Origin of the sequence: Aeromonas sp. s7(2024), assembly GCF_040907825.1 — a bacterium.
Taxonomy (GTDB): domain Bacteria; phylum Pseudomonadota; class Gammaproteobacteria; order Enterobacterales; family Aeromonadaceae; genus Aeromonas; species Aeromonas veronii.
Genome location: NZ_JBFOCM010000038.1, coordinates 20839 through 37898, shown reverse-complemented (window position 1 = coordinate 37898; position 17060 = coordinate 20839). Strand labels below are relative to the sequence as shown.

The following is a 17060-nucleotide window of genomic DNA, read 5'->3' as shown; positions in this document are numbered from 1 at the left end:
GGAAAAACAATGAGAATTCTGATCATCGGTGGCGAAGCCGCCGGTATGAGTGCGGCCGCCAAGGCGCGCCGTCTGGCCAAAGATGCCGAGATCGTGGTGTATGAGGCCTCCGAAGTGATCTCTTTCGGTGCTTGCGGCCTGCCTTACTTCGTCGGTGACGAGTTTCAGGAGCCCGGCTACATGGCCGAGTTCACCCCCGAGCAGTTCGCTGCCAAGGGGATCGAGGTCAAGATTGGCCATCGGGTATTGAGCGTTGACGCAACTGCCCAGACCTTGGTGGTGGAGCACAACGGCGACACCTTCACCGATCGCTACGATCGCCTGATGATTGCCACCGGTGCCCGCGAAGTGATGCCCCCCATCCCCGGTCTGCAGCAGCAAGGGGTATTCGGTCTGCGCCGGATGGCCGACGGGCTGGCGCTCAAAGCTGCGGTGCAAGACAAGAATAATCGCCGCGCCGTGGTGATTGGCTCCGGCTTTATCGGGCTGGAGGTGGTCGAGGCGCTGGTCCATCAGGGCAAAGAGGTGCGTCTCATCGAGTTGGCGGATCGGGTCATCCCCGATGCGTTTGATGGCGAGATCACCCAGCATATCGAAACCGAACTGCGCGAGCAGGGGGCCTCTCTCCATCTGGGTGAGCGAGTTGAAGCGCTGCTGGGGGATGGCCGGGTGACCGGCGTGCGCACCAGTCAGGGCGAGTACGAGGCCGATATTGTGGTGGTCTGCACCGGGGTCAAGCCCAACACCGAGTTTCTGGCCGATACCGGCATCGAGCGGCTCGGTAACGGCGCCATCAAGGTGGACCGTCAGGGGCGCAGCTCGCTCGCCAACGTCTGGTCAGCCGGTGACTGTGCCAGCGTTTGGCACAGCGTGAAGCAGCAGCAGGTCTATGTGCCGCTCGCCACCATCGCCAACAAGCTGGGGCGCATGGTGGGTGAGAACCTGGCGGGGGCCGAGCAGGAGTTCCCGGGCACCCTCGGCTCTGCCGCGCTCAAGGTGCTGGGGCTGGAGGCGGGCCGTACCGGCCTCTCCGAGCAGGAAGCCAAGGCGATGGGCATCGACTATCGCACCGTGGTGATCAAGGACAAGTGCCATACCAACTACTGCCCGGGCCAGTCCGACATTCACGTCAAGCTGGTCTATGAGGCGGGCAGCAAGCGGCTGCTGGGTGGCCAGATCCTCGGTCGCAAGGGGGCGGTACACCGCATCGACGCGCTGGCGGTGGCCATCACCATGGGAGTGACCACCGAGCAGCTCGGCATGCTGGACTTTGCCTATGCGCCGCCCTTCTCCCGCACCTGGGATGCCCTGAACGTGGCGGGTAATGTCGCGAAGTAAGCGTTGCGATGACGGACGGCGTTGGGAAGGCGCCGTTACGTTGCCCTAGCTCTGCAGAGCCCCTGCGGGTAATTTCAGTGGCTAAATTGCAGCAATAAAAAAACCGATGCCAAGGCATCGGTTTTTTGTTACCGGTTTATCCGTATCACTCAGCCACGGCCGAGGCGGTTCTCCGGGTAGTTCTTGGCCAGCACTTCGCGGGCATGCTTGGCCAGCTGCGGCATCTTCAGGGAGTCGTAAGACTCGACCATGATCTCCAGCGCCTTCTCGGTTTCGGCTGTGTCTGGGTAGGTTTCGACAATCAGCTTGGCCCGGTTGGCGGCCGCGACCAGTGCATCACGCTTCACGTAATACTCGGCCACGCTCAGGTCATATCGGGCCAGACGATTCTTCAGGCCAATCATGCGCGCACGGGCATCGGCGGCATAGACGCTGTTGGGGTAGTTCTGCAGCAGGGTCTTGAAGTCCTGGAATGCTTGACGGGCATAAGCCGGGTCTTTGTCGTCACGACCGATACCGAACAGGCTCTGGAAGAAGTTGTAATCCGCCGCCATGTTGGTCAGGCCGCGCATATAGAAGACGTAATCGATATTTTTATGCGCCGGATTGAGGCGGATAAAACGGTCGATATTGGCGATCGCCTGAGCGGTATCATCCTGCTTGTAGTAGGCATAGATGAGGTCAAGCTGCACCTGATTGGAGTAGGCTCCGAACGGATAGCGAGAGTCCAAAGCCTCAAGCAATTCAGTGGCTTGCACGTAATTACCAACGTCCAGTTTGAGGCGTGCTTTCTGGTACAGGGTCTCCGGCGGTTCGTCGGGTACCTTGGGTTTGGTGCTGGAACAGCCTGTGATCAAGGTAGCGACCAAGGCGAGCGACATCAGCAGGTGAGACTTCTTTCCCATCAACAACATCCGGTCCATTTCCACGAAATTGGCAAAGTATCCGTTATGCTTGGCTAAAAGAAAAGCTAGAATACCCGGATTATTTCGAATTGATACCCCCCGCTCAAGAGACCATACATGAGCCAGCATATTGAACTGACAGGCGAATTCCAGGATCACCAATTCGGGCAGCGACTCGACCAGGCCCTGGCCGAATTGTTTCCAGACTACTCCCGCACCCGCATCAAGGAGTGGATTTTACAGGACAGAGTGACCCTGGACGGTCAGGTTGCCAACACCCCGCGCGAGAAGATTCTGGCCGGGCAGCAGGTGCATGTGAATGTCGAGCTGGAAGATGATACTCGCTGGGATGCCCAGGATATCGAGCTCAACATCGTTTATGAAGATGAACACATTCTGGTGATCGACAAACCGGCCGGTCTGGTGGTTCACCCGGGCGCAGGTACGCCGGATGGCACCATCCTCAACGCCCTGCTGCACCGCTACCCCGGCATTGCCGAGGTACCTCGCGCCGGTATCGTGCACCGTCTGGATAAAGACACCACAGGTTTGATGGTGGTTGCCAAAACCGTACCCGCCCAGACCCATCTGGTGGAAGCGTTGCAGGCGCGCCAGATCACCCGTGAGTACGAAGCGATCGCCATCGGTCACATGACCGCAGGTGGTACGGTTGATGCGCCCATAGGCCGTCACCCGACCCAGCGTACCCATATGGCCGTGGTGCCCAATGGTCGTCCTTCCGTGACTCACTACCGGGTTCACGAGAAGTTCCGTGGCCACACCCGTCTGCGTCTGCGTCTGGAGACCGGCCGTACCCACCAGATCCGTGTCCACATGGCGCACATCAAACACCCGCTGGTGGGTGATCCCGCTTACGGTGGCCGTCTGCGCCCGCTGCGCAACGCGACCCCCGAGCTGACTCAGGCACTGCGCAACTTCAACCGTCAGGCGCTGCATGCCACTATGCTGCAACTGGCTCACCCCATCACGGGGGAAGTGATGCAGTGGCACTCAGCTACACCGCAAGACATGGTGGAGCTGATGGAAGTGCTGCGCGCGGATACGCTCGCCAATCCGGATGATCTGGTCTGGAACTGATGTGATAGGGCCTGCTGCGTCGGTTTCTGGCGTCATCCGGCCCGAACAGATGCCAAACGGGGTTCCCTTGCAGGAGCCCCGTTTTTATATCGGTGAATTGAAGGAGTCACAGATGAAATGGATCGAACCCGACTGGCCAGCCCCGGCGTGTGTCAGGGCGTTGTCGACCACCCGGGATGGTGGTGTTAGCGAAGGGGTCTTTGCCGGTCTCAATCTGGGCGCCCATGTGGGGGATGAACCGGTGCGAGTCGAGGCCAATCGGGCCCGGCTGCAGCAGGCGGCCGCCATCCCGGGGCCCCTTAACTGGCTCAATCAGGTGCACGGCACCGTGGTTCATCCAGTCAGCAGCCATTATGAGCAGGCGCCGGATGCCGATGCCGCCTGCGCCCATGAGGCGGAGCTGGCCTGCATCGTGATGACCGCCGACTGTCTGCCGGTGTTGTTTTGCGATCGGGCTGGTACCGTGGTCGCAGCGGCCCACGCAGGCTGGCGTGGACTGAAAGAGGGCGTGCTGGAGGCGAGCATCGCCGCCATGGGCTGCGAGCCGGGCGAGGTCCTGGTCTGGATGGGCCCGGCCATTGGCCCCACTGCATTTGAAGTGGGGGGAGAGGTGCGCGAGGCCTTTATGGCTGAGCAGGCTGAAGCTGGAGCGGCGTTCGTCCCTTCGTCCAACGACGGCAAATGGTTGGCGGATATCTACCAGCTGGCCCGGTTGCGCCTTGCCCGCGCTGGCGTTACCGCCGTCTATGGTGGTGAATACTGCACCTTCAGCGATAGCGAGCAGTTCTACTCTTATCGTCGCGACGGCCAGACCGGCCGGATGGCCTCCCTCATCTGGTTGGCCCGCTAAGCAATCACCCGCCAACTAATACCCCGTCTCTCTCAAGAACAGATCCGTATGAGAGAGGCGGTGATCCTGCCCTCTCCCCGCTTTGCAGAAAAAATAACCAGCCTATGCCCTTGAAATAGCCCGTACGGGCCTCATCTTTCATCTCAGAAAGTTATGTTGTTTGCCGCGCAAGCGGCGTCTGCCTGTTTGAAGGGGGAGTGCAATGCGCCTCGATCGCCTGACCAGCAAATTCCAGATTGCTATTTCCGATGCCCAGTCTCTTGCGCTGGGTCGTGACCACCAATTCATCGAACCCGTTCACCTGATGACCGCACTGGTCAATCAGGATGGCGGCTCTATCCGTCCGTTGCTCACCCTGACCGGGATGGATATCAACGCCCTGCGCTCCCGTCTCGGTGAGGAGCTGGATCGCCTGCCGCGCGTCAGCGGTGTGGAAGGGGACGTGCAGCTCTCCAACGGCCTCGGCCGCCTGCTCAACGTCTGCGACAAACTGGCCCAGCAGCGCAAGGATCAGTTCATCTCCTCCGAACTGTTCGTGCTGGCTGCCCTCGATGACAAGGGAACGCTGGGTGAGCTGCTGCGCGCCCAGGGGCTGACCAAGGAAAAACTCGAAGCGGCCATCGACAAGGTGCGGGGCGGCAAGAAGGTGGAAGATGCCAACGCCGAGGAGAACCGTCAGGCGCTGGAGAAGTACACCATCGATCTGACCGAGCGGGCCGAGATCGGCAAGCTCGACCCGGTGATCGGCCGTGATGACGAGATCCGCCGTACCATTCAGGTGCTGCAACGCCGCACCAAGAACAACCCTGTGCTGATCGGTGCTCCCGGTGTCGGTAAAACCGCCATCGTCGAGGGGTTGGCCCAGCGCATCATCAACGGCGAAGTGCCGGAAGGGCTCAAGAACAAGCGGGTGCTGTCGCTGGACATGGGGGCGCTGGTGGCCGGTGCCAAGTATCGCGGCGAGTTTGAAGAGCGGCTCAAGGCTGTACTGACCGATCTCGCCAAGGAGGAGGGCAACGTCATCCTCTTTATCGACGAGCTGCATACCATGGTCGGCGCCGGCAAGGGCGAAGGGGCCATGGACGCGGGCAACATGCTGAAACCTGCGCTGGCCCGTGGCGACCTGCACTGCGTCGGCGCCACCACCCTGGATGAGTACCGTCAGTACATCGAGAAGGATGCCGCGCTGGAGCGTCGCTTCCAGAAGGTGCTGGTGGAAGAGCCGAGCGTGGAGGACACCATCGCCATCCTGCGTGGCTTGAAAGAGCGTTACGAGCTGCACCACCATGTGCAGATCACCGATCCTGCCATCGTGGCGGCGGCCCAGTTGTCCCATCGCTATATTGCGGATCGCCAGCTGCCGGACAAGGCCATCGACCTTATCGACGAGGCGGCGGCCAGCATCCGGCTGCAGATCGATTCCAAGCCGGAGGCGCTCGATCGCCTCGAGCGGCGCATCATCCAGCTCAAGCTGGAGCAGCAGGCGTTGATGAAAGAGGACGACGACGCCAGCCGCAAGCGTCTGGAGCTGATCAATCAGGAGATTGGCGAAAAAGATCGGGAATACAACGAGCTGGACGAAGTGTGGAAGGCCGAGAAAGCCGCCCTTGCCGGCACCCAGCATATCAAGGCGGCGCTGGAGCAGGCCCGTCAGGATCTCGATGTGGCGCGCCGCGCAGGCGACCTGGGCCGGATGTCCGAGCTGCAGTACGGCCGCATTCCGGAGCTGGAGAAACAGCTGGATCTCGCCACTCAGGCCGAGATGCAGGAGACCAGTCTGCTGCGCAACCGGGTCACCGACGTGGAGATTGCAGACGTCCTGGCCCGCTGGACCGGTATTCCGGTCGCCCGCATGCTGGAAGGGGAGCGCGACAAGCTGCTGCGGATGGAAGATCAGCTGCACAGCCGGGTGATTGGTCAGGAGGAGGCGGTCGATGCGGTCTCCAACGCCATTCGTCGCTCCCGTGCCGGTCTCTCCGACCCGAATCGCCCCATCGGCTCCTTCCTGTTCCTGGGGCCCACCGGGGTGGGCAAGACCGAGCTGTGCAAGGCGCTGGCGGAGTTCCTGTTCGATACCCAGGATGCCATGGTGCGGATCGATATGTCCGAGTTCATGGAGAAACACAGCGTGGCCCGTCTGGTGGGGGCGCCTCCCGGATACGTGGGTTATGAAGAGGGTGGTTATCTGACCGAGGCTGTGCGCCGTCGTCCCTACTCGGTGATCCTGCTGGACGAGGTGGAGAAGGCGCATCCGGATGTGTTCAACATCCTGTTGCAGGTGCTTGATGATGGCCGCCTGACCGATGGTCAGGGTCGGACCGTCGATTTCCGCAACTCGGTGGTGATCATGACCTCCAACCTCGGGTCGGATCTGATTCAGGAGCACCACTCCGAGAAGGATTACGACGAGATGAAGGCTATGCTGATGGATGTGCTGACCCGCAGTTTCCGGCCGGAGTTTATCAACCGGATCGACGAGACGGTGGTGTTCCATCCGCTTGGCGAGGAACACATCAAGTCCATCGCCCGGATCCAGCTCAAGAGCCTGATGGGCCGTCTCGAGGCTCAGGGTTACGAGGTGGAGGTGAGCGAAGCGCTGCTCGAGAAGCTGGTGCATGCCGGGTTCGACCCCGTCTACGGGGCGCGGCCCCTCAAACGGGCGATCCAGCAGAAGGTGGAGAACCCGCTGGCGCAGGCCCTGCTCTCCGGCCGCATCGTCCCCGGCAAGAAACTGCTGCTGGGAGCCGACAGCAACGGCCTCACCATGACCCAGTAACGGGATCGTCGATAAAAAACGCAGGCTTGAAGCCTGCGTTTTGTTTTCTAAGGGACTGAAATGCTGAAGTTTTCCGTCTTGGTGGATGACGACGTTCATCTGCCGGAGTGTCTGCCCGAGCGAGGGTTGGCGCTGCTGCTGGAGTGTGACGGCCTCAGGGTGCTGTTCGACAGCGGCCGTGGCCGGGCGCTGCGCCACAACGCCGCCGTGATGGGGATCGATCTCGCCTCGCTCACCCATGTGGTGCTTTCCCACGGTCATTATGACCATGTTGGTGGGGTCGGCTCGCTGCCCGTCTACCCAAGACCCATCCCGCTCATCGCCTGTCCGGACGTGTTCTGCGAGCGGGGCTATTTCCTGTCGCTTCCTTTCTGGCGGCGTAACCTCTATCGCCTGTCGGGGGAGCTGGCTCGGGAGTCGCTGCCGGCCAGAGGTTTGCTCCCCCATTGCTCGGCCGAGCCGGTGTGGCTCTCGGATCGTCTGGTGTTTCTCGGTAGCATCATGCGGCGTGACTGGGCTGTGCCTTCTCTGCTCGGTTACATAGTGCGGGGCGGACGGGTAGAGAAAGATCTGATCAGCGACGACTCGGCGCTGGCCTACAAGAGTGAGCAGGGGCTTATCGTCTTTATCGGCTGCGGTCACGCCGGGGTCGAAAACATCATCGAGCGGGCCAAGGAGGTGTGTGGTGACGAACGGATTCACGCCGTCATCGGCGGCCTGCACCTGAAGTTTTCCGGCCCAGAGCGGGCGGTAGCACTCGGTGCTTATCTGCAGGAAGAGGCGGTGGATCAGTTGTTTGCCTGTCACTGTACCGGCAGCAGAAAGGCGGAGTTACCGCGGCAGCACCAGATCGGAGCCGGGTTCGAGTTCCGGTTTTCGGCGTAAAAAAAACGGCAATCCGAAGATTGCCGGGAGGAATGTAGTGAAGCGACCTGACGTGGGTTGAGCGGGTCGCAGGGGCAAGCCCCCGATTGCGAAACAAAACCGCTAACGGCCTTGCGTCTTACAGCCTGCCGGGGATGCGCTCGCTCAACCCCGATGGCCACCTGCTTGTTGCCATGCCGGCTGCGATGGCGCCGGCATGGCCTTCATTAGTTACAGCATGCCTTGCACGGCAGCTTTCATCTCGGCCGGCCAGACACCGACCTGCACCTGACCGATGTGCTCTTTTTGCAGCAGCAGCATGGCCAGACGGGATTGGCCGATGCCGCCGCCGATGGTCTGCGGCATCCGTGCGGCCAGCAGCTCCTGATGCCAGTCGTACTGCAGGCGCTCCTCGTCACCTGTGATGGCGAGCTGGCGGCGCAGCGCCTCGGCATCGACCCGGATCCCCATGGAGGAGATCTCGAAGCTGTCCTGCAGTACCGGGTTCCACACCAGAATGTCACCGTTCAGACCGGCCAGACCCAGCTCGCTGTGGCTGCTCCAGTCGTCGTAATCCGGGGCGCGGACATCGTGGCGCTCGCCGTGGGAGAGGGCACCGCCGATGCCGATCAGGAACACTGCACCCAGCTCTTTGGCGATGGCGCGCTCGCGCCCCTTGGCATCGAGATCCGGGTAGCGGGCCAGCAGCTCTTCGCTGTGCAGGAACTGGATCTCCGCCGGCAGGAAGGGGGTCAGCTCATGCTCGGCACAGACCGCGCGCTCGGTGGCCTTGATGGCGGCCCAGATACCGCGCACGGTTTCCTGCAGATAGGCGAGATCGCGGCGCTCGCTCGGCATCACCTTCTCCCAGTCCCACTGATCCACGTAGACGGAGTGGATGGGGGTGAGCTTGTCTTCATCCGGACGCAGTGCCTTCATGTGGGTGTAGATCCCTTCGCCAGGGCCGAACCCGAAGCGACCCAGGGTCTGGCGCTTCCACTTGGCGAGTGAATGGACCACTTCGTAGCTGTGCTCCGGCAGGGTTTTCACTTTGACCTGCACTGCATTCTCATGGCCAGAGAGGTTGTCCTGAGTACCATCACCGACCCGGCTCAGAATGGGGGCTTGCACCTCCATCAGACCCAGTTGCTGGGCGAGTTGCCGGGAGAACATCTCTTTGACGAAGCTGATCTGCTGTTGGCTGCGAATGTAGTGCTGTTTCATGCTGAATTCCTGTTTCAAACCCCGTTGGATGTGGTGATTCTTCAACGGAATGCCAACTAAATTCAATATTCGATAATAGAAATAGGCTTTATGTATTTTTTTCTTCAAAATAAGCCGTTATTTAATGAGGTATCGTCAACGGGAGTGCAAAAAAATGCCGGAAAATTACCGGATCGATAATCTCGATCAGGCCATCCTCACCGCTCTGATGGAAAATGCGCGAATCCCTTACGCCGAACTTGCGAAACAACTGGCGGTCAGCCCGGGCACCATCCATGTACGGGTGGAGAAGATGAAACAGGCGGGGATCATCGAGGGGACACGGGTGCAGGTTAACCCCAAGAAGCTGGGTTACGACGTCTGCTGCTTTATCGGGATCAATCTGAAGAGTGCCAAGGATTACCCCTCGGCACTGGCCAAGCTGCAGGCGCTGGACGAAGTGGTGGAGGCCTACTACACCACGGGCCACTACAGCATCTTCATGAAGGTGATGACCCGCTCCATCGACGAGCTGCAGATAGTGCTGATCAACAAGATCCAGACCATCGACGAGATCCAGTCCACTGAAACCCTGATCTCGCTGCAAAACCCGATCCTGCGGGATGTGAAACCCTGACCCCTTGATCAGGGTTCGATATAGGGGATGGCGTACTTGTCGTAGAGGGCCTTGAGGCTGCCGTTTCGCTTCATGCGCAGCAGTTCGGCATCGTAGGCCGCCATCAGGGCGGGGGTCTGTGCATCCGCTCGTGCGCGGGCCCAGGTGTTGAAGTAGGGGCTGCTCTTGAGCGGTTTGGGCAGGTAATCGATCTTTCCTGTCAGCCCCTCCTCCTTGATTTGGGTGAAGGCGGTGACCAGCGGCATGGGCACGGTATCGATCCGTCCGGCCAGCAGTTTGCGCAGTTGCAGCTGGTTCATGGTGATCTCCTGAAACTGATAGGCCGGGTCAGTCATGGCCGCTGCCAGTTCAGGGGTGTAGGAGAAATCCTTGGTCACGCCGATGCGCCAGGGTTTGAGATCGGCCAGCGTTTCGTAGCGGATCTTCAGCAGGTCGGTCTTGCGCACGAAGAAGTGCCAGCTGTGGCGAAGATGGGCCTGCTGGGGATAGATGAGATAACTCTCCCGCTCTGCCTTGTAGGAGTGGGTCATCACCAGGTCGCAGGCGCCGGTTTCGGCGTTGCGGGTGAGGCGGGCGCCGGAGTCGGCCAGCTCGATCCGAAAGGGCGTCTCCAGCTTGTCGAAGATGGCGGTGACGATGTCGATATCGAGTCCGCGGGGTTTCTGATCGGCATCGAGATACTTGAGCGGGGGCTCAATGGTGCCGCAGATCACCAGCTCCTTGGCCGGCAATCCGAGTGGAAACAGCAACCAAAACAGGGGGATCACACGCAAACTACGTCTCCTGAGCCCGTTTGAACATATTCCAAGACCTGATTCCAGTATATTGGATGGCACCTGATCCGTTAGAAGCGACTGTTTATGGCAAATCCTGAAATCGAGAGCCCGTTGGACGGGATCGACAAGTTGACCGTCTCGCTCTACCGCCTTGGCTTGAGTGCGGCAGCCCTGTTGCTGCTTTGCCGCGGTGCGGCGCTGCTGAGCGGGATGGCACTGCTCCCGTCGGCACAATGGTTGATGTCGCTGGCAGTGGCAAGCGCAATCTGCGGCTTCTCGCTGCATATCTACGACAAGCGGATTCGCCTGATTCTGCAGGGATTTGGGTGGGGCGCACTGGCCCTGGCAGCGGTGGGGGCACCGGATGCGCTAGTGCTGGGGGCGGCGTTGGCGACCCTCTCCGGGCTGGCGTTCAAGGAGCAGTTTTGTTTCGCCATTCCCGGCATCAAGCTGGTGCCCGTATTGCTGCCGGCGTTATGGCTGCTGGAGTGGTTGCGGGTGGAGTGGGCCGCCGCACTGGTGGCGCTGGTCTGCGGGGCCCTGTTGACCTTGCTGGCGCTGGCCAAGTGGCGGATGCCCCTGCACTTCGATATCGGTGACAAGGGGCGTTACCAGATCTAGGTCTGCTGGCACACCTTCATCTGCTGGTTGAGGGCCTGCATCACCTGACGGCGGCTGATGATGCCGATCACCTTGCCCTGTTGCAGCACCGGGTAGATCTTGGGCTTGGCATCGGCCATCTGGCGAGCCAGATCCAGAATGCTCTCATCCGGCCCGACCGAGAGGGGCGAGCGGTTCATCAGATCCTCCACCCGGGTGCGGGTATCGCAGTGGTAGCTGCCGGTGAGCAGGCTGGGGATGCAATCTTGTTCGGAAAGAAAGCCGATAAGCCGTTTCTGCTCATCCAGCACCGGCAGGCCGCCAAGACCCGATTGATGCAGGCGATCCAGCGCCTCGGCCAGGCCGAGTCCGGCAGTGAGGGAGTGGGTCAGGCGACCCATGTGGTGGTGTACTTTCAGCATGGTGGTGACTCCGCAAGAGGGGGATGCCGCCACTATGACGCGGGTGGGTGGCCCGCGACCAATGGCTTGTGCCGCAGGGATTGATAGGCACAAGCCATCGGCGGTGATCCGCTGGCAGGCGGGCTTCGTTCATGCAAGACCATGAAAGGGAAAGGAGATCGTATGCGTGCATTGGTTACGGGCTGCGGCCGTCGACTCGGATTTTATCTCTGTGAACAGCTGGTGGCAGCGGGCTGGCAGGTAACGGGCAGTTATCGCAGCGAGCGGCCGGAGCTGGCCACGCTGGCGGCACTGGGGGTCGAGCTCGTGCAGGCGGATTTTGGTCGGGAAGAGGACGTTGGCAAGCTGATCGATGTGCTGGCGACCCATCAGGATCTGACGCTGGTGATCCACAACGCCTCGGCCTTCGAGCCGCAGGCAACTGATCCGGCGGCGCAACTGGCCCAGTTCGAGCAGTTCTACCGGGTACATATGGCGGCTCCCTTCCAGCTAAACCGGGCGCTGGCCCCCCGGCTGGCCAGCAATCCCAACGCCAGCATAATTCACATCACCGATATCTATATCCATGCCCCGGCCCCCCGTTTTGCCAGCTATGTGGCGACCAAGGCAGGGGCCCATTCGCTGGCCATGAGCTTTGCCCGCGAGCTGGCGCCTGCGGTTCGGGTCAACACCATAGAGCCGGGGCCGATCCTGTTTCTCGACGAGCATGACGAGGCATGGCGCCAGCAGGTGTTGGCGAAAACACCGCTGGCGCGGGAGGGGGGACTGGAGCCCATCTGGCAGGCGGTGCAGTTACTGATGGGGAACAGTTATATGACGGGGGCCAGCATCAAGGTAGATGGCGGACGCGCGCTGGCCACTCTCTGAAGATTTGCCAAGCACCAACGGCTCCAGCCCGACCTGCCGTGTCAGCAAGCCTTTGCCGGGTTTGAGCTTGCCCGACGGGGCGGGGAGCGTCACTTGCAGCGCCACCTTGGGGTCATGCACCTCGCCATGGCCATAGAGCTCGGCCAGCAGCTCCGCAAGATAGGAATCGACCTCTGTCGAGGCAAAGTCACCGCTCCTGTTGCTGGCCAGAATATCGATGTCGAGCGGCCGGTCGTGCACCTTGCAGAGCGGATCGCTGCGATCCCGGCCGTGAGCCACTTCGAGGGCGACAAAGTACTGCTTGAGGCGGGCGGCATCGAGCGGGCTCTCCACCACCAGCAGGCAGTTGAGAAAGTCGTGGCTGGAGTGCATTCCCACCGGCTTGGTGCGGATCACCGAACTCAGCCGCAGGGGGCCGACGTTCGCAAGCAGCTCGGCCAGCACCCGGCTGACATGGATATGCGGGTCAAGATTGGAACCAATGCTACACAGATAGAACATGCTCACCTTCCCGGGGTTGGGCTCATCTGAAATGTATACGCAGCTCACGGTTATCGGATTAACTATGGCTTAACATTGTCTTATCTATTGTGATCCGGCACTGATTGGCAGAAAGGAGGTTTGCATGAGTGTGGAGCTGAAATGGGCGCTGTTGACCGCCTCGGGCGCGCTGGCGATGATCATGATTATCTGTCTGGCCTCTGTCGCGTTGGCGTGAATCACCACAATCCAGATAATACAAACCGGCCTGTTGGCCGGTTTTGTTTTTTGGGGCGGTGCGGCTATGCTGGCGCACCGGTGAGAATGCAAGAGAAGAGATGATGACCAAGGTTCGCCCACGCTCCCTGCTGCAGGTGGTATTGATGGGATTTGTGCTGGTATTGATGCCGCTGGGCGGCATGATCTGGCACAACAGCACCTCCCTTGCCCACCTCAGTCAGCTCACCAGCGACGAGATGGAGCGGGCGGTCAAAGATACCCGCCGCGCCACCCTGCTGACGGCGCAAGCCATCGATATCGAACGCACCTTGCGCCGCTTCGCGGTGTTGGGGGATCGCCGCAGTCTCACCAGCTACCAGCAGCAACTCGACGGGTATCGGGTGTTGCTGGCGGAACATCGCAACTCCATCACCGACGGCCAGCTCTACAGCGGGCTCGATCAGGGGCTGGCCTGGCTCGACAGCCTGCAGGATGCCGCGTTGGCCCGGGCGGCGGTAGCGGGAGACAAGCTCGAGCAGTTCAACGATGCCAACAAGCAGCTCGAAATAGTCACCCGCAGCCGGGTTGACGAACACATGGATCGGGTGCAGCTCACCATCGCCGGACTGACCAGCGAGCTCTGGTGGGTGAGTGGAGCGGTGGCGGCGCTCAGCCTGCTGATGGTCTTTATCTTCACCTACCTTATCATCCACCCGGTACGACAGATTGAGTCGCGCATCTTGAGTCTGGGGGCCGGGGTCGAACCCGATCCCAAGCCGGTTGACGGCCCTGCCGAGCTGGTATTGCTGGGGGAGCGGATCGTCTGGCTGCACGACAAACTCAAGGAGCTGGAGCTGCAGAAATACCAGTTCCTGCGCCATGTATCCCACGAGCTCAAGACCCCGCTGGCGGTGCTGCGGGAAGGGACGGATCTGCTCTGCGAGCAGCTGGTCGGGCCTTTGACGCCGGATCAGCTGGAGATCTGCCAGATGCTCGACGAGAACAGTCGGCGTTTGCAGACCCTGATCGAGCGGCTGCTCGACTTCAACCGGCTCAGTCAGCAGGAGGCCTTCGAACTGGAGCCCGTCCCCCTGCTGCCGATGTTGTCGGAACTTTCTGCAGAGTACCGGCTGGCATTGGAGTCCAAGCAGATCCGTGTACACTTGCCGACCGTGCCGGTTACCCTGTGGGCGGAGCCCTACCGGCTACGACTGATCCTCGATAACCTCTTCTCCAACGCCGTCAGTTACGGCGCCAGCGGAGGCAATATCTGGATCAGGGCAGGGCAGGATGAACAGATAAGCTGGCTGGAAGTGGCCAACGAGGGGCCCAAGATCCCCGTGGCCGATCAGCAACGCATTTTTGAACCCTTCGAGCAAGGCAGCACAGTGCGGCAAGGCCTCCTGAAAGGCTCGGGCATGGGCCTCTCCATCGCCCGCGAGTCTGCCAACAGCCTGGGGGGAGAACTGGTTCTGGTAGAGGATGAACAGGCGGATGTCTGTTTCAGGTTGACGTTGAAATGAGGACTATGAAGATACAACGCGTATTTCCAGCTCTGATGGCAGGGCTGCTCGCGGGTTGCTCCTTGCTGCCGCAACAGGCAGAGCGGGAGTCCTCCGATATCGCTTTTGCCAAGCGGATGGAGTTTGCCAACAAGGAGATGCAGGTGCGTCTGCAATACTCCGACTGGCTGCTGGCCAGTCACCCCCAGCAACGGGTGCAGGAGCGTCAGCGTCTGAAAGGGGCCGACGATCTGGAGAGCCGGGTCAGTCTGGCCATGGTGGACTCCCACCCCGCCGAATCTGTGGCCAATCGCACCGTCGGTCTGGCGCGCCTGAAGCAGATGCTGCCCGAACTGGGTCTCGATGCGCAGGCCTTTTTACGTAGCTGGATCGCCCTCGGCGAACAGCTGCTAGCTCGTGACAGCCGTCGCGATGACCAGAGTCAGGAGATCCAGCGGCTGCGCCGCCAGATCGAGCAGCTGACCGCCATCGACGACCAGCTCAACCAGCGCAAGCTGAACGAGAATCGTGAGGTAATACCATGAGCCGGATCCTGTTGGTGGATGACGACGTCAGCCTGCTCAAATTGATGAGCATGCGGCTGCGCAGTCAGGGTTATGAAGTGGATACCGCCGACAGTGCGGAAGGGGCTCTCGACCGGTTGCGTCAGCAACGGGCCGATCTGGTGCTGAGCGATCTGCGGATGGCCGGCATGGACGGTCTGGCGCTGTTCGAGCGGATCCAGGCCCAGTGGCTGGGTTTGCCGGTGATCATCATGACCGCCCACGGCACCATCCCGGACGCCATTCAGGCGACCCGCTCCGGGGTCTTCAGCTTTCTGACCAAACCCATCAACAAGGATGAGCTGTTCGCCACCATCGAACATGCGCTGAGTCTGACGCGGCCGAAACAGCAGCAGGAGTGGCAGTCGCTGATCCTGACCCGTAATCCCCAGCTGGAACAGCTGCTGATCCAGGCCCATAGCATTGCGACCATGGAGGTGCCGGTGCTGATCATGGGGCCGTCAGGCTCCGGCAAGGGGGCGATGGCGCAGGCGCTGCATCAGGCCAGCCAGCGGCGCGACAAGCCGCTTCATACCATCAACTGCGCCGCCATTCCGTGGGCGTCACTCGACTTGCAGCTGTTTGGTGAAGATGGCCAGTCCGGTCTGTTCGAGCAGGCCAAGGGGGCGACCCTGTTTCTCGACGAGATTGGCAGCCTCTCCGAATCCCTGCAGGCCAAGCTGCTGCAGGTGATGGAGGAGTATGGTCAGGGTACGCCGGAGGTGCGGGTGCTCAGCTCCAGCCATCAGGATCTGGTCAAGGCGATGGAGGAGGGGCGCTTTCGGGAAGATCTCTTCTACCGTCTCAACGTTGCCAATATCACCTTGCCGTCTCTCAGTGCCCGCAGCGAGGATATCCCCTTGCTGGCCCGTCAGGCGCTCGACGATTACCGTAGCCGCCACAGCGACTGCGCCGCCATGGGTTTTTCGCCCGAGTCGCTGGCGATGCTGGCGGCCGCTGCCTGGCCCGGCAACGTGCGCCAGCTCTGCAACGTGGTGGAGCAGCTCGCCAGCCTCTGTTGCAGTCCAGTGATCGGGGTCTCCATGGTGGAGTCAGCCCTGAGCGGTGGCGGCGGCGGCATCCCCTCGTTCAACGAGGCGCGGGCCGAATTCGAGAAGGAGTATCTGATCCGTTTGCTGCGCACCACCGAGGGCAACGTGACCCTGGCGGCCAACATGGCGGGCAGAAACCGTACCGATTTTTACAAGTTATTGAATCGGCACGGTATCGAAGCTGCAAACTTCAAATCGAAGGGATAAATCAGGCGGGATCAACCACCGCCGGAGCGGCGTCAGCTTTCTGGGTTTTATGGGAGAGCCAGAGGCCGCTCGCCTTCATCAGGTAACCGAACAAGGCGCCAATGATGAGGGAGGGCAGGATCAGCCGCCACTCGCCAGCCGCCCCGAAGGTGGCACAGCAACCGGCAAAGGTGCCGGGAATGTAGCCGAGCCACTGCTGTTTGGCCTGCACGCACATCAGGGTGGCGACCACCCCCGTCATCACATAACCCGCCACACCCGCTCCCCACAGACTGTCGCCATGGATCAGCAGCAGTGCCCACAGCATGCCGCTGGTGTTGCAGAAGATGGTCTGCAGCAGCGCCTTGTAGCCGCCGCTTGACGCGAAATAGCTGGTGCAGCCGAGAAAGCCGACCCAGGAGATAAGGCCGAACGCGACGGCAATCCAGCCCCAGACGGCGGATAGAATTCCAGTGGTGATGGCGATGGCGATCAGTGGGCTCATGGGGCGACTCTTCAGTTGGCTTCGCAAAATGGGCAGCCTACCCCCGGTAATCGGGGCGGCAAGCGGGGGCCGAATTGTGTGTGATCCTCATCACCCTTTTCAACTCAGGAATACGCTTGCGCTCGCGAAAAAAATTCATTGGTGACCGGCCTGACAGTCGGCCATAGTTAGAGGCCCTGTCCTGCTCATGGAGTGAGTCTGATGGCGCCAAATGTGA

The 17060-nt window shown here is 61.0% G+C and carries 18 protein-coding genes; 12 read left to right on the top strand and 6 right to left on the bottom strand.

The genetic code is table 11. The features are described from left to right. Positions 1–9 precede the first annotated feature (9 nt). Positions 10–1338, top strand: a complete 1329-nt coding sequence (locus AB5Y73_RS18105) for a CoA-disulfide reductase (RefSeq protein ID WP_181497665.1) — start codon at positions 10–12, stop codon at positions 1336–1338. Positions 1339–1487: 149 nt separating this feature from the next. On the opposite strand, the gene AB5Y73_RS18100 is transcribed toward AB5Y73_RS18105, so the two are convergent. Further along, positions 1488–2243, bottom strand: coding sequence for an outer membrane protein assembly factor BamD (locus AB5Y73_RS18100; protein ID WP_058056274.1), 756 nt, complete (start codon positions 2241–2243; stop codon positions 1488–1490). 117 nt (positions 2244–2360) lie between these two features. Here AB5Y73_RS18100 and rluD point away from each other — a divergent pair, with 117 nt between their 5' ends. The 4 genes from rluD (at position 2361) to AB5Y73_RS18080 (ending at position 7852) form a co-directional block, all read left to right on the top strand. Then, on the top strand, positions 2361–3341 hold the full coding sequence (gene rluD, locus AB5Y73_RS18095) for a 23S rRNA pseudouridine(1911/1915/1917) synthase RluD (RefSeq protein WP_005339771.1): 981 nt from the start codon (positions 2361–2363) through the stop codon (positions 3339–3341). Between the two features lie 112 nt (positions 3342–3453). Beyond that, positions 3454–4191 carry a peptidoglycan editing factor PgeF gene (gene pgeF, locus AB5Y73_RS18090; protein WP_118854376.1) on the top strand — a complete coding sequence of 246 codons (738 nt, stop codon included), beginning with the start codon at positions 3454–3456 and terminating at the stop codon, positions 4189–4191. Between the two features lie 202 nt (positions 4192–4393). Then, entirely contained in the window at positions 4394–6967 is a 2574-nt protein-coding gene (gene clpB / locus AB5Y73_RS18085; protein ID WP_107683258.1) for an ATP-dependent chaperone ClpB, read from the top strand. Between the two features lie 60 nt (positions 6968–7027). Further along, positions 7028–7852: an MBL fold metallo-hydrolase gene (locus AB5Y73_RS18080; RefSeq protein ID WP_107683259.1), complete on the top strand. Its 825-nt coding sequence runs from the start codon at positions 7028–7030 to the stop codon at positions 7850–7852. A 210-nt stretch (positions 7853–8062) separates the two neighbouring features. Here AB5Y73_RS18080 and asnA read toward each other — a convergent pair whose 3' ends face one another. Beyond that, positions 8063–9055 (bottom strand): aspartate--ammonia ligase, encoded by a 993-nt coding sequence (asnA, locus tag AB5Y73_RS18075; protein ID WP_043823130.1) that lies wholly within the window; start codon positions 9053–9055, stop codon positions 8063–8065. Between the two features lie 154 nt (positions 9056–9209). Here asnA and asnC point away from each other — a divergent pair, with 154 nt between their 5' ends. Beyond that, a complete protein-coding gene (gene asnC / locus AB5Y73_RS18070; protein WP_005339783.1) occupies positions 9210–9671 on the top strand; it encodes a transcriptional regulator AsnC in 462 nt (153 codons plus the stop codon). Between the two features lie 8 nt (positions 9672–9679). Here the strand turns inward: asnC and AB5Y73_RS18065 are convergent, their stop codons facing one another. Next, a complete protein-coding gene (locus tag AB5Y73_RS18065; RefSeq protein WP_107683260.1) occupies positions 9680–10444 on the bottom strand; it encodes an ABC transporter substrate-binding protein in 765 nt (254 codons plus the stop codon). An 87-nt stretch (positions 10445–10531) separates the two neighbouring features. On the opposite strand from AB5Y73_RS18065, the gene AB5Y73_RS18060 reads away from it, so the two are divergent. After that, positions 10532–11068, top strand: coding sequence for a DUF2301 domain-containing membrane protein (locus tag AB5Y73_RS18060; RefSeq protein WP_005357578.1), 537 nt, complete (start codon positions 10532–10534; stop codon positions 11066–11068). Here the strand turns inward: AB5Y73_RS18060 and AB5Y73_RS18055 are convergent. Further along, the gene (locus AB5Y73_RS18055) at positions 11065–11469 is read right to left on the bottom strand and encodes a CBS domain-containing protein (protein ID WP_005356342.1); all 405 of its coding nucleotides are present in this window, start codon (positions 11467–11469) and stop codon (positions 11065–11067) included. The two genes, AB5Y73_RS18060 and AB5Y73_RS18055, sit on opposite strands and share 4 nt — an antisense overlap. A gap of 162 nt (positions 11470–11631) precedes the next feature. Between AB5Y73_RS18055 and AB5Y73_RS18050 the strand changes: the two genes are divergently transcribed. Next, positions 11632–12336, top strand: coding sequence for an SDR family oxidoreductase (locus AB5Y73_RS18050; protein ID WP_088870349.1), 705 nt, complete (start codon positions 11632–11634; stop codon positions 12334–12336). Here the strand turns inward: AB5Y73_RS18050 and AB5Y73_RS18045 are convergent. After that, a complete protein-coding gene (locus AB5Y73_RS18045; RefSeq protein ID WP_106844279.1) occupies positions 12262–12837 on the bottom strand; it encodes a 2-amino-4-hydroxy-6-hydroxymethyldihydropteridine diphosphokinase in 576 nt (191 codons plus the stop codon). The two genes, AB5Y73_RS18050 and AB5Y73_RS18045, sit on opposite strands and share 75 nt — an antisense overlap. 124 nt (positions 12838–12961) lie before the next feature. Here AB5Y73_RS18045 and AB5Y73_RS18040 point away from each other — a divergent pair, with 124 nt between their 5' ends. From AB5Y73_RS18040 to AB5Y73_RS18025, 4 genes are all read left to right on the top strand, one after another. Beyond that, positions 12962–13054, top strand: coding sequence for a YnhF family membrane protein (locus AB5Y73_RS18040; RefSeq protein ID WP_005339800.1), 93 nt, complete (start codon positions 12962–12964; stop codon positions 13052–13054). A gap of 103 nt (positions 13055–13157) precedes the next feature. Further along, positions 13158–14558, top strand: coding sequence for a HAMP domain-containing sensor histidine kinase (locus tag AB5Y73_RS18035; RefSeq protein ID WP_047440386.1), 1401 nt, complete (start codon positions 13158–13160; stop codon positions 14556–14558). A 5-nt stretch (positions 14559–14563) separates the two neighbouring features. Further along, entirely contained in the window at positions 14564–15082 is a 519-nt protein-coding gene (locus AB5Y73_RS18030; RefSeq protein WP_106844278.1) for a hypothetical protein, read from the top strand. After that, entirely contained in the window at positions 15079–16359 is a 1281-nt protein-coding gene (locus AB5Y73_RS18025) for a sigma 54-interacting transcriptional regulator (RefSeq protein ID WP_005339807.1), read from the top strand. The genes AB5Y73_RS18030 and AB5Y73_RS18025 overlap by 4 nt, the downstream gene beginning before the upstream one ends. A 1-nt stretch (position 16360) precedes the next feature. Here the strand turns inward: AB5Y73_RS18025 and AB5Y73_RS18020 are convergent, their stop codons facing one another. After that, positions 16361–16843 carry a DUF1097 domain-containing protein gene (locus tag AB5Y73_RS18020; protein WP_005339809.1) on the bottom strand — a complete coding sequence of 161 codons (483 nt, stop codon included), beginning with the start codon at positions 16841–16843 and terminating at the stop codon, positions 16361–16363. Positions 16844–17060 lie beyond the last annotated feature (217 nt).